The sequence below is a fragment of the Bacillus massilinigeriensis genome (assembly GCF_900111815.1).
GTDB classification, from domain to species: Bacteria; Bacillota; Bacilli; order Bacillales; family Cytobacillaceae; genus Mesobacillus_C; species Mesobacillus_C mediterraneensis.
Genome location: NZ_LT630004.1, coordinates 556,229 through 568,369 on the forward strand (window position 1 = coordinate 556,229; position 12,141 = coordinate 568,369).

The following is a 12,141-nucleotide window of genomic DNA, read 5'->3' on the forward strand; positions in this document are numbered from 1 at the left end:
CATAGGGGGACTTTTTTTATGCTGTAAAAAAATAAGAGAATAGTAGAAATGGAGAGGAAGACATGCGTACAAACAGAATGTTAAATGCTTTTACAGCGCTGCTTTTGATGCTGGCGCTCATGCTTGGCGGATTTTCTCCGCAAACTCTCGCAGCAGGGACGACAAAGACAGCGAAAGTCGTTGTGGACGGAGGAGACACTGCTTCCAAAACCGAAAAATCAGTGGAGCTAGAGGAAAATGCTACAGCATTTGATGCGCTAGTCAGAGCAGTTGGTGAAAGCAATGTGAAGTATACAGAAGGCACTTATGGAAAGTTCGTTGAAGGCATTAATGGCATTCAACCTGAAAGTCCTGATTATTGGGCATTCTTCATCAATGGCGTCGGTGCACCTATAGGAGCGGACAGCTATAAGTATCAACCTAACGATACGATTACGTTCAGTCACTCTAAAAACATTACGGGCAGTACAAGCCTTTCCGTTATTGGAAAAAATAACGAAACGCTTGTCAGCGATCAGTATCCAACAAGCTTTATCGGCGAACCGACAGCGCTCCAACTGTTGCAGACGACTGCAGGAGCAGAAAATGTGGGACTGAAGGATACAGATTTTGGAAAAATGATTGTCAGCATTAAAGGCGTTACAGCTGAAGAAAACGGCTATTGGGCGTTTTATATTAATGGGGAGTACGCGAACGAAGGAGCCGGAACCTATAAGCTGCAACCAGGCGATAAAATCAGCTTTAAATACGAAACTTTTGAACCAATAACAGATCCACCGGCAATTCCTGATCCAAAACCGGAACCGCAGCCAGAGCCTAAACCTGTATCAGACTCAGAGGTTCCTAGCAAGCTTTCACCTGAGAACCTTTCAAAATCACTTGAGGCCACTACCAACTACTATGCAAACAAAACGCTTGGCCCATGGGATGTATTATCATTCACCAGGCTTGGAAAAGAAGTTCCGTCAACCTTCCTTGAAGGCATAACGAACGAGTTGAAAGAACGCGGCAAACCTTACGGTAAAATTACCGATAATGAAAAATACACGATTGCGGTTGGGGCTGCAGGGGGAAATCCGGAAAACATCGCTGGAATCAATCTTGTGGAAGCAATTTATAATGGCGATGTAAAAAGGCAAGGCTTAAATGGCGTGGCATTCGCTCTTCTTGCGCTTGACAGCAAATCTTACAATATTCCAAAAGATGCGCTTTGGACACGAGAAGAACTGGTGGATGAACTGCTTAAGGGCCAGCAAGCAGATGGAGGCTGGTCGTTCGCGGGAGGTCCATCAGAGCCGGACATGACAGCAATGGCTCTCTCAGCGCTTGCTCCCTATCAAAAAGCGGAAAATGTAAAATCTGCAGTGAACAAAGGCGTAGCGTTTCTTTCCAAGTTAGCTAAGGAAGGAAAAATGGACAATAGCTCTTCTGTAAGCCAGGTGGTAGTTGGCTTATCGGCATTGGGAGTAGATGCCAACGGTGCTGATTTTACGAAAGCGGATGGGACGAGTCTAATCGAATACCTTTTGAGTTTCCAGGACAGTCAGGGCGGTTTTATTTGGAAAAAGGGAGATGAAAGCAATCCATTCACAACCTCCTTTGGCCTTCAGGCACTGACAGCATACAAACTATTTTCAGAAGGAAAAGGATCACTTTACGATTTAAATGAGGCAAAGCCAGAACCAGTGCCAACACCAAATCCGGAGCCAACACCAAATCCGGAGCCAACACCAAATCCGGATCCAACACCAAATCCGGATCCAACACCAAATCCGGATCCAACACCAAATCCGGATCCAATATCAAATCCGGAACCAGATGTGCAGCCAGTTCCTGATAACAATCATGCGCCAGTGCCTGCACCTTCAAACGTTGATAACAATAACAACCCAAGTGCAGGAAATGAATTGCCAAACACTGCAACAAATATGTACAATATGCTGTTCGGCGGCCTTATGCTATTGCTTGCCGGTTCTGGACTATTTGCAGTTCAAATGAGAAAGAAGGCATAGAGAGTGTGGCTTAAAAGAATATCCCTCTTGTTGATGGCAGGAGGGTTCTTTTTCATCATTCTAGCTGGCGGACAAATGTATCAGACGAATTCTTCACAAGCGGATGCATTAAAGGAAGCGAAAAAACTGGTAGATTCCGATCATTCTAGCAAAAGAGAAGGGAAGGAGACCGTTCTTGGCGTGCTTCGCCTGCCTTCTATTGATGCAGAGCTGCCTGTCGTCGAGGGCACATCAGAAGAAGATTTGAAAAAAGGCGTTGGCCATTATAATGGTTCTTCCATGCCTGGTGAAAAAGGGCAAATGGTTCTTTCAGGCCACCGTGATACGGTTTTTAAAAAGCTCGGGGGTCTTGAACCCGGTGACGAAGTGATGATGGAAACACCGGATGGAACGTACACTTACGTGATTGACCGAACGTATATTGTGGAAGCAGATGACAGGACAGTCATTAAAGATGATGCAGCAGAGGAAACCATGACACTCACAACCTGTTATCCGTTCAGCTTTATCGGAGATGCACCGCAGCGTTTCATTGTGGATGCAAAAAGAAAACAATAGGAGGGGAAAGGCTTGGCGCGGTTAGGCAAAGCACTCTTACTCGCAATGTCGCTTGTTCTTATGTTCAGCATGATAGGCTGTAATTTCGGAAGCGAAGAGACGAAGAGCAGCACCGTACAGGAAGAAAAGACAGCCAAAAAAGAAACAAAGCAAGAGAAAGCAACGGAAAAAAAGGATCAGGGAAAAGAAAAGTCAAAAGAGAATGCGACGAAGGAAGATAAAGAGAAAAAGGCAGAAGATAAGAAGGGAGAAAAAGAGGCGGAAGGCGAAGCTTCTGCCGATAAGAAAGTCGAAACAAAAAAAGGGAAGCAGGCGGAAACTGCTTTTAGTAACCAACCGAAGCAGCAAGCTTCGGCACCCTCCCGAAGCAGCGGGAAAACAGCTGACAGCAGCGTGAAGAAAGAGGAGCCGAAAGCACCGGCTGCAGCACCGAGCAAGCCTGCACCAGCTCCGGCACCTGCACCAGCTCCGGAAAAGCCGGCACCGGCACCGGTGCAGAAACAGGAAGTCACGGTGTCCGTCATTGGGCCAAAGGGCAAATTGTTGATGGCGCCAAAATCGGTTGAAATCGGAAATAGCGACACAGTGCTTGATACGCTTATAAAAGGCGCAGGGAGCGGCAATATCGATTATTCTGGAAGCGGTGCTACTGCCTATGTCGAAGGAATCTTCAATATTTATGAATTTGATTACGGTCCAAAGAGCGGCTGGACTGTTTACCAAAATGGTGCCCTGATACCAAAAAGTGCCGGTGTGATAACTGTTAAAGACGGGGACCGGATCGTTTGGAAGTACACAGAATAGAATCCGGAAGAAGGACAACAAGATGAAGAGATTCCATGACTTTCACCCCATTGTTACATTCAGCTATTATATTGGGGCGTTGACGCTGTTCATTATGCTGCTGCACCCTGTATTCCTGGCGGCCGGCTTTCTTCTTATCCTGGCCATCCACTACATGGACGATCGCTGCAGAGGCTTGCAGCGATGGTTTTTTTTCATGCTGACAACCGGATTATTTGTGCTTGTGCTCAATCCTGTCTTCAATGAGAGGGGAATGAATCTTCTTTTCACGGTCGGCAGCCATCGAGTCACATTGGAAGCTGTTGTGTATGGAGGAATGAGCGGCATCTCCATTATCGGAATTATGGCGGTTTTTGTTTCGTACAACGTAGTGATGTCGCCGAACAAGCTTTTGTTCCTGTTTGCCAAGGTGCTTCCCCGGTTTGCGGTCCTGTTGATGCTGACCCTTCGGTTTATTCCGCTGATGCGAAAGCGTCTCACAGAAATTGGCGACGTCCAGGTCAGCAAGGGACTCTCCGTCCGAGAAGGGACCTTAAAGGAAAGAGGCAAGAATGCAATGGGCCACATCCAAGTACTGCTCACTTATTCGCTTGAAGAGGCGCTTCAGACAGCGGACTCCATGAAAGCGAGAGGTTATGGCTATAGCGGCAGGTCCAGCTATCAGCATTTTGTGATCAAAAGAAGTGATATAGCTGCGTTGCTGTACATGTTCGTTCTGCTCGCAATCCTTGCATACGGAAGGCTGCATGGCTATGGCTGGCTGGAAATCTATCCGGTCATGGAAGCTTTCACATTTCCGCGCAAGGAAGCAGTCCTGCTCGCAGCTCATTGCTTGTTCATCGGCTTTCCACTAATTGTTGAAACAGGGGAGTATATCTCATGGCGTATATTGAATTGAAAAATGTTACCTTTTCATATCCTGATGCAAACCAGCCCGCTGTTAAAAATCTTTCCTTAACAGTGGAGAAAGGAAGCTTCACGCTTCTCTTCGGTTCCTCTGGTTCAGGAAAAAGCACGCTGCTTCGGCTTTTGAAAAAGGAGATTGAACCGAATGGCAGCTTTTCCGGTGAAGTGCTGATTGATGGTGAGCCAACAAGTGAAACAGGCGGAGGAAAAGTCGGGTTCGTTTTTCAGGACCCTGAAAATCAGGTTGTTGCGGATACGGTTCTCCATGAACTAGTATTCGGCCTGGAGAACATGGGGCTGAAAACAGCGGAAATGCGAAACCGCGTTGCTGAAATGGTTCATTTTTTTGGTGCAGAACCGCTTCTTCATCGAAAAGTCGAAGAGCTTTCCGGCGGCAAAAAGCAGCAGATGAACCTTGCGTCCGTGCTTTTGATGCAGCCGGAGATTCTTTTGCTCGATGAACCGACAGCCCAGCTCGACCCTGTTAGCGCGCGGGAATTCACAAATATGCTTGTTCGCTTGAATGAAGAGTTTGGCATGACAATCATTGTGGCAGAACACCGCCTCGAAGATTTCATGGGAGTGGCAGGAAAAGTGGTCATGATGGAAAGAGGAGAGGCAATATTTGCTGGTCCTCCTGAAGAATGCATGGAAGCACTTTGGAAGAGCGAGAAAAGGGCCTTTATCCCAAGCCTGCCTGCTTTTTTCATGAGTGTCGGTGGTAAAGGCAGAGTGCCGCTGAATGTGCGGGATGCAAGGAAATGGTTTACATCCTCCGATATAAGCGTAACTGGTAAAGCAGCAGGAAACAAAAAGTCGCAAGCAAAAAGTCAGACGGTTCTCACTGTGGAAAACGTCCAATTTTCATACGAGAAAGAAGGAGCAACTATCCTGAAGGGTCTTGATTTTTCCGTTGAAAAAGGAAGCTTTTATACGATGCTTGGCGGGAATGGCTCAGGGAAATCTACTTTCTTGAAAATAATCGCAGGAATACATGCACCGCAAAAGGGGAAAGTCACATTGAATGGAACACGCCTCAAGCGGCTGAAGCGGGAGGAAATTGCTTCAGCGATTGGCTATCTTCCGCAAAATCCTAAGCTTTTCTTCCTTCATGATACGGTTGGCAAGGAGCTGGAGAGTACGGCAGAAAAATGGGGGAAGGACTTTGAGGATGCTTTCGCTATTGCAAAGAGGCTTGGCATCGATCATCTCTTGGCAAGTCACCCTTACGATGTGAGCGGCGGGGAAATTCAGAAGGCAGCACTTGCTTGTATTTTGCTGCGAAGCCCGCAAATCCTGCTGCTGGACGAGCCGACAAAAGGTCTCGATGCTGTGTCAAAGAAAGAGCTTGCTAAGCTTCTTCTGGAATGTAAGAGCGAAGGGAAAATCATTTTGATGGCAACGCATGATGTTGAGTTTGCTGCGAAGTACGCTAATCGCTGCGGGATGATGTTTCAAGGAATCATTACATCGGAAAGTCCTCCGGAAACATTTTTCAAAGGAAGTTTCTTTTACACAACGATGATCCAGAAGCTTTTTCGCCAAGTGGATGGCGGCGAGGCGGTGACGGTAGAGGAGGCGGTACGGCAATGCAGCGCAGATCCATTACAGCCCCGGTCATCCTAATTTTTGTACTGGCAGCTCTGCTCATTGCTTCGGCTTGGTTTACGGATCATTACATCCTCATGTCGTTTGCTGTTCTTGCAGCAGGACTGCTTTTCATGCTCGTCCGGTTTGAAAGCAGGAAGATGGAAGTTGGGGAGCTCGTTATCATTGCGGTTATTGCGGCAATCGCATCCGTTGGCAGAATCCCATTCGCGGGTATTCCCGGCGCGCAGCCTACGACATTTGTGATTATCGTCTCGGGGGTTGTATTCGGAGCCGAGACAGGATTTATGGTTGGAGGAGTTGCCGCGCTTGCTTCTAATATGGTGCTTGGTCAAGGGCCATGGACACCTTGGCAAATGGCGGTGTGGGGTTTGATTGGCATTATTTCGGGTCTTCTCCGCAATCGGAGATTTATGCAGAACAAATGGGGGAGGATTCTTTTCGGGGCAGTTTGCGGCTATTTCTTTGGTGCCATCATGAACATTTGGGGGCTTTATGCTGCTGGTGGGCCTGCCGGAACGCTGTCCACGAAGATGGTGCTTTCTTATTTTGGAGCAAGCTTGCTTTTCGATTCCTTCCACGCCATTTCAAACGCATTGTTTCTTCTTGTTTTTGGCGATATTTTTATCAAGATTTTAACGAGATTTAAAGGGAAATACGGCTTATTGCAGTGAGAAAGAGAAAAGTGGGAATTTTGCTCTTTTGCACAAACGGGAAGGTTCTTGCTGTGCTATCATGAAGGTACATGCAATATGGAGAGGATGGTACTTTTTTCTATAGGAGGATGCCATGAGGACCCGGGTAAGGAAAAAGCAAGTTGTTAAACCAATGGAAAAGCTGAAAGACTTTGTTGGAACACTATTTCTTCATCTAAGTTTTTATGCGTTTATCTTCATGGTTGTTTACGTCTTCATTGAATTCTTTTCTGTCTGAACTATCTATCTGTCTCCACCTAAAAGCAGTGCTTTTATGGCACTGTTTTTTCCATGCGCACTTCCTGTCCCTCCCTTACGAAAGTGATAGCGAGTGTTGCTTGTTCGTGTTAGAGTGAAGGAAAAGCAGTCAAGAGGGGAGGTGCGTAGCATGGATCAAATATTATTCTTTTTATTAGGCGGGACGATTAGTATCTTATCGGGTTTTTTTGGCGTTGGCGGTGGGTTTATTTTGACGCCTGTCCTTTTGCTAGTGGGCTTTTCTCCGCTTGAAGCAATCACGACAAGCCTTTTGTTCACCGTTGGAACCTCCTTGTCGGGCATTACAGCTCACATTTCGATGAGGAATGTACGCTGGCATTACGGCATGATTCTTGGTCTCAGCGGGGCTGCGGCAACTCAGGCTGCGCATCCGCTTGTCTTTTATCTTGAATCAAAGGGATGGGACGAGGAGGCCATTCCCTTCATATATATCGTCATGCTTTCATATTTTGCTTATACAATGGTCAGATCATCTTCACGAAATAGCAAAAACAATCGTCGTGCATATCCGGCGCTGTGGAAGTTTGCAGCTATCGGGCTTGCTGCTGGCTTTACTTCCGCTGCGCTTGGAGTTGGCGGCGGTTTCATTATCGTGCCCCTTCTTGTAACCTTGCTTGGATTCGAACCGAAGAAAGCGGTGGGGACAAGTCTGTTTGCCGTTTTGATGATTGCGGGAACAGGGTTTGTTTCCTATGCGGCAGAGGTTAGGATTGATTATGTTCATGGAGTCCTTCTTTTGCTCGGGGGGCTGGCAGGTTCGCAGGCGGGCGCAAGGCTTACCTCGCTTTTCCGGAACAGGGAGATAAAGCCGATGCTGGCTGCTTTATATGCCTCTGTTGTAGCAGGAACGGTCTTCAAGCTGCTGAACCTGGAGGTTGCAGGTCTATCTGCGATGGGCCTTTTTGTCGGAGTCTTTTTAATCATCATGCTCGTCAAGGTGAAGAATAGCCGAGCATCCCTCAAGGCATAATTTTTTATGGAAATATTTCGGGTAAATAGATGGTTAAAATAAGAAATTTCTCGTGATATTTGGTATGATAAGGTAAGTGACCAGTTCGTTTAGCATAACCGGCCGTTCTGTTATGCTTTGTTTTTTCCCTATTATGGTTCCAGGAGGGTATTGTTTTGAGGAAGAATCGGCCATTTAACGGGGATCTCCTGTATGTTCATTTGAACGAAAGGGATCATTATGTGCTGTCGTGCGGTATTGAGTTTTTTGAGTTTGCCAGGTCAGCGGCAGATTCGTTATCGAATATTTTACTTTTGAAGCATCAATTTGAGGACGGGGATTTTAATAGGCACACGATGCTCCAATACGTGCCGGAGGACCGTATAGGCAAACTTGCGGGGGACGATGTGCATGATTATGGGGAATTTTGCTGGCTCGATTTCGAGGAAGTGGATGGCCTGAACATGCTCTCCGGCCACCAGATTGCAGAGCTCCTCTACCTTGGGCATATCAAACACCATTTAAAGCTGCCGTTCTACAATGAGCTTGGGAACAGGTTTGTTTACCTTACATTTGAGGACGGATGGCTGAACAAAGTTTACTACAGGAACCTTAACGACTTTTTCCAAGTATTGAGCCTGGTGATTCCTGGGAAGCTCGGGGAACTGCGGCCGGAAAAGAGCCTCCTTGGAATGCGCAAGAAAAAGCTGTATCCTGCAATTAATAAAGAACTTCTGCAAACGCTTGGGGGCTTGCTGAAAGAAGGAGCCGCATTCTCCTTTAGGGATATTAGGCAAAATCGAATGAGCATCGAAATCCCGATTTGGACGGTTGGGGATTTTTCCAACATGGATGACATGTACGACGAATATCAACAGGCGCAAACAAGTCCATGTGATGCCAAACTCATGTTCGATAAGAAAACGAAGGAATGGAGCCTTGCTCCGCAATGAATAGTGGTAAGCCTTGGTCCGCAATGAATAGTGATAAGCCTTGGTCCGGGCTGGGTCAAGGCTTTTGCAATTTAAATATTTCACTTTTGTTTCCATTTAACTAAAGCGTACTTCTCTCAACTAAAGCGTGCCTGACCCCCGGTGCTGCACAGCGTTAAAGTGTAAATCAAGTTACAGGTTCACGAAACAAAATACTCCCCCAAACCCTTAAAAATTGTCATTTTGATTGGTTTTATTGTGATAAGTAGAGTGTTTTTAGGAGAAATGTCATTCGTTTTTGAAAGGGTGGGCTTCAGTAACGCGTATATCGTGCATTGCAGCTCAGTTGGAGCTTTCCCTGAAGGAGGTTATCTACGGTAATCGCCGATTTATCTCCGGTAAACAGCAATTTATCTACGGTAATCCCCCGTATATCTACGGTAAATCTCAATCTATCTACAGTAGGTTCCTTTTGCTTTCCATTTATTCTTTAATCTGTAAATAAACCAACAAATAATCCCTTTTAAATGGAGCGAGAATTAACAGCCAGCCAAAGCGTACTTCTCTCAACTAAAGCGTGCCTGACCCCCGGTGCTGCAGAGAACTAAAGCGTGCCTGACCCCCGGTGCTGCAGAGTGCTAAAGTGCAGAGTGATTTACAGCTACGGTAATCCCCGGTATATCTATGGTAATCCATAAAATATCTTCAGTAGATTCCGCTATTTGTTTTTAGACAAAAAAACGCCGCCCAACCAGTTAAGGGTCGGACAGCGATCTTTTAATGGTTTAACGATTAGGATGCGATTTCCGCTTGAGCTTGCCTCGCTCTTCTTCCTCCGCTAAGCTTATCGGCAATGACGGTCAATGCTCCGTCTCCTGTTACGTTTGTTGCAGTGCCAAAGCTGTCTTGCGCAAGGTAGAGCGCAATCATCAGGGAAGTCATCGTTGTGCTGAAGCCAAGCATCGATTCAAGCAGTCCAAGAGCAGCCATCACCGCGCCCCCTGGCACCCCTGGAGCAGCAATCATCGTAATGCCAAGCATCAGGATGAACGGCAGCATTTCGCCGAAAGTAAAAGCTTTAGATTGAAGCATCATGACAGCCATACTGCAGCTGACAAGCGTGATGGTGCTTCCGGAAAGATGAATGGTCGCAAGCAATGGAACAGAGAAATCAGCAACCTTCTCACGCGCTCCGATTCTTTTTGCATGTTTTAAGGTAACCGGGATGGTCGAAGCCGAAGACTGAGTCCCGAGCGCTGTCATATAGGCTGATGCCATTTCCTTCAGCATGCTGAACGGATTCTTTCTTGCCACGGCTCCTGCCACGCTGTATTGAAATACCAAGTATAGCAAGTGAAGGGCGATAATCATGACAAATACCTTCAGGAAGACACCCAAGATTGCAGAGACCTGTCCTCCTTGTGTCATGTTCGCGAAGATGCCGAAAATGTGGAAAGGAAGCAGCGGAATAATCACTTTTTCGATTAAGAGTTCTACAATACCTCTGAAATCCTCAAAAGATCTTTGCAGGGTATCTCCCTTTATAGCTGCAAGGCCAAGGCCTAACGTGAATGCGATTAAGAGAGCGGTCATGATGCCCATAACTGGTGGCATATCGATGGTGAAAAAAGGCTCAAGTAAAGCTTTTTCTGGATTATTGAATTCCTGTAGCCCCTGCTTTTTCAGAATGACAGGGTACAAAGCGCTTGCTGAGAAATATGCGATGAGGCCAGCGATAATAGTTGAAACATATGCTAGTGCAGTGGTCAACCCTAGGAGCCTGCCAGCGCCTTTTCCAAGAGAAGCAATTCCTGGTGCGATAAAGCCGATGATGATGAGCGGAATGGCAAATCCAAGGAATTTGCCGAAAACGCCGTTAAACGTGGCAAATACTCTTATCAACGCATGGGGAAAAATGAAACCAGCGCCAATGCCAAGTCCAATGGCAAGAATAATTTTAGGGAGCAGTCCGAATTTTTTCATGATGTCCTCCTATGGAATACAAATGTTTATTATTGATGGATTATACATGCTATAGAGCGAGAATGGAAGAGAAATAATAATATACGGAATAGTCTGATTATTATTCTGTGTTAATACAAGGCAACTTTCACATATGTATAGTAGCGATAAATATCATTTCAAAAGGATTACAGTGTGATAAAATCTTTTTTCCAATTAGGATCTGGCTCCTTTCTTTGGGCTGATAGTGGTAAAATAAAAAAGCATTCGTTTTTTATTACCATTCCAAAATCAGGAATGGGCGGTATTGGATTTAGACGATAATGGAGGTTCTAAAAAAATGAAAACAAAAATTGGGCTGCTGTACGGCGGCAAATCAGCGGAGCATAAAGTATCGATGCAGACGGCGCTTGCAGTGACGAAAGCGCTCGACTTCCATCAGTTTGAAATACATCCTATTTACATAAACGAAGAAGGCGAATGGGTGAAAGGTCCCCAGCTACTCGCGCCGCCTGAAGATGTGAAATCCCTTGCTTTTACTCAAGGAGAATCCCTTGCTTCCGGCTCTTTCACACCGGCTGTTTTCCAGAGCAGCAACAATGAAAAGTTCGATGTAATTTTCCCTCTTCTTCACGGTCCGAACGGGGAGGATGGCACTGTTCAGGGGTTGCTTGAACTGTTGAACCTGCCTTATGTAGGAAATGGGGTGCTTGCATCAGCTGCCGGCATGGACAAAATCATTATGAAGAATATTTTTGCACAGGCAGGGCTTGCACAAGTGGATTATGTTTCTTTCTTGAAGAGTGAATGGGAAGAAAATCCAGAAGCGGCATATGAAAAAACGGAGAAATTAGGCTACCCATGCTTTGTCAAGCCGGCGAACCTTGGCTCAAGCGTAGGGATATCCAAAGCTAACAGCCGCGCGGAACTCGAGAAGGCATTTAAGGAAGCTTTCCAGTTTGACAGAAAAATCATCGTAGAAGAAGGCGTTGTAGCACGAGAAATCGAAATCGGTGTCTTGGGCAATGACCACCCTGAGTGCTCTGTATGTGGAGAAATCGTACCGAAGAAAGATTTTTATGACTATAACGCAAAATATGAAGATGGTAACACTGCGTTAATCATTCCAGCGGAAATGCCTGCTGAGAAATACGAAGAGCTGAAAGAGATGGCAATCAAGGCGTATAAGGCGCTTGACTGCTCCGGCCTTGTGAGAGCAGATTTCTTCATGGATAAGGAAGGCAGAATTCTGATTAATGAGGTAAACACGATGCCTGGATTCACTCCATTCAGCATGTTCCCGCTGATGTGGAAACATACTGGGCTTGAGTATCCAAAGCTGATTGAAAAGCTTGTCGACCTTGCAATAGAACGTCATGAGCAAAAACAAAAGATAAAATACACAATGTAATGACAGTGTGGCGGGGCATTCTTTG

At 46.1% G+C, this 12,141-nt stretch carries 11 protein-coding genes; 10 read left to right on the forward strand and 1 reads right to left on the reverse strand.

The window, feature by feature from the left end:
* The first annotated feature begins 62 nt into the window (after positions 1 to 62).
* The 9 genes from BQ5796_RS17650 to BQ5796_RS02925 all read left to right on the forward strand — a co-directional run bounded on the left by BQ5796_RS17650 (position 63) and on the right by BQ5796_RS02925 (position 8,764).
* Positions 63 to 2,012 carry a DUF4430 domain-containing protein gene (locus tag BQ5796_RS17650; RefSeq protein ID WP_071458884.1) on the forward strand — a complete coding sequence of 650 codons (1,950 nt, stop codon included), beginning with the start codon at positions 63 to 65 and terminating at the stop codon, positions 2,010 to 2,012.
* 3 nt (positions 2,013 to 2,015) lie between these two features.
* Positions 2,016 to 2,570, forward strand: a complete 555-nt coding sequence (locus BQ5796_RS02895) for a class D sortase (RefSeq protein ID WP_234969294.1) — start codon at positions 2,016 to 2,018, stop codon at positions 2,568 to 2,570.
* 12 nt (positions 2,571 to 2,582) lie between these two features.
* Entirely contained in the window at positions 2,583 to 3,374 is a 792-nt protein-coding gene (locus BQ5796_RS18030) for a DUF4430 domain-containing protein (RefSeq protein ID WP_071458885.1), read from the forward strand.
* A gap of 22 nt (positions 3,375 to 3,396) precedes the next feature.
* Positions 3,397 to 4,272 (forward strand): energy-coupling factor transporter transmembrane component T, encoded by an 876-nt coding sequence (locus tag BQ5796_RS02905; protein WP_071458886.1) that lies wholly within the window; start codon positions 3,397 to 3,399, stop codon positions 4,270 to 4,272.
* The gene (locus BQ5796_RS02910; protein ID WP_071458887.1) at positions 4,254 to 5,906 is read left to right on the forward strand and encodes an ABC transporter ATP-binding protein; all 1,653 of its coding nucleotides are present in this window, start codon (positions 4,254 to 4,256) and stop codon (positions 5,904 to 5,906) included. Before BQ5796_RS02905 ends, BQ5796_RS02910 begins: the two co-directional genes overlap by 19 nt.
* The gene (locus BQ5796_RS02915) at positions 5,870 to 6,562 is read left to right on the forward strand and encodes an ECF transporter S component (RefSeq protein ID WP_071458888.1); all 693 of its coding nucleotides are present in this window, start codon (positions 5,870 to 5,872) and stop codon (positions 6,560 to 6,562) included. Before BQ5796_RS02910 ends, BQ5796_RS02915 begins: the two co-directional genes overlap by 37 nt.
* Positions 6,563 to 6,677: 115 nt before the next feature.
* A complete protein-coding gene (locus tag BQ5796_RS18035) occupies positions 6,678 to 6,821 on the forward strand; it encodes a hypothetical protein (RefSeq protein ID WP_159430972.1) in 144 nt (47 codons plus the stop codon).
* 150 nt (positions 6,822 to 6,971) lie between these two features.
* Positions 6,972 to 7,832: a sulfite exporter TauE/SafE family protein gene (locus tag BQ5796_RS02920; RefSeq protein WP_071458889.1), complete on the forward strand. Its 861-nt coding sequence runs from the start codon at positions 6,972 to 6,974 to the stop codon at positions 7,830 to 7,832.
* 155 nt (positions 7,833 to 7,987) lie between these two features.
* The gene (locus tag BQ5796_RS02925) at positions 7,988 to 8,764 is read left to right on the forward strand and encodes a hypothetical protein (protein ID WP_071458890.1); all 777 of its coding nucleotides are present in this window, start codon (positions 7,988 to 7,990) and stop codon (positions 8,762 to 8,764) included.
* Between the two features lie 771 nt (positions 8,765 to 9,535).
* On the opposite strand, the gene BQ5796_RS02930 is transcribed toward BQ5796_RS02925, so the two are convergent.
* The gene (locus BQ5796_RS02930; protein ID WP_071458891.1) at positions 9,536 to 10,726 is read right to left on the reverse strand and encodes a dicarboxylate/amino acid:cation symporter; all 1,191 of its coding nucleotides are present in this window, start codon (positions 10,724 to 10,726) and stop codon (positions 9,536 to 9,538) included.
* Between the two features lie 319 nt (positions 10,727 to 11,045).
* On the opposite strand from BQ5796_RS02930, the gene BQ5796_RS02935 reads away from it, so the two are divergent.
* Positions 11,046 to 12,116, forward strand: coding sequence for a D-alanine--D-alanine ligase (locus BQ5796_RS02935; protein ID WP_071458892.1), 1,071 nt, complete (start codon positions 11,046 to 11,048; stop codon positions 12,114 to 12,116).
* Positions 12,117 to 12,141: the final 25 nt, after the last annotated feature.

Coding starts and splice junctions, on each gene's coding strand:
- BQ5796_RS17650 (WP_071458884.1), top strand. CDS start 63: ATGCGTACAAACAGAATGTTAAATGCTTTTACAGCGCTGCTTTTGATG.
- BQ5796_RS02905 (WP_071458886.1), top strand. CDS start 3,397: ATGAAGAGATTCCATGACTTTCACCCCATTGTTACATTCAGCTATTAT.
- BQ5796_RS02910 (WP_071458887.1), top strand. CDS start 4,254: ATGGCGTATATTGAATTGAAAAATGTTACCTTTTCATATCCTGATGCA.
- BQ5796_RS02915 (WP_071458888.1), top strand. CDS start 5,870: ATGCAGCGCAGATCCATTACAGCCCCGGTCATCCTAATTTTTGTACTG.
- BQ5796_RS18035 (WP_159430972.1), top strand. CDS start 6,678: ATGAGGACCCGGGTAAGGAAAAAGCAAGTTGTTAAACCAATGGAAAAG.
- BQ5796_RS02920 (WP_071458889.1), top strand. CDS start 6,972: ATGGATCAAATATTATTCTTTTTATTAGGCGGGACGATTAGTATCTTA.
- BQ5796_RS02930 (WP_071458891.1), bottom strand. CDS start 10,726: ATGAAAAAATTCGGACTGCTCCCTAAAATTATTCTTGCCATTGGACTT.
- BQ5796_RS02935 (WP_071458892.1), top strand. CDS start 11,046: ATGAAAACAAAAATTGGGCTGCTGTACGGCGGCAAATCAGCGGAGCAT.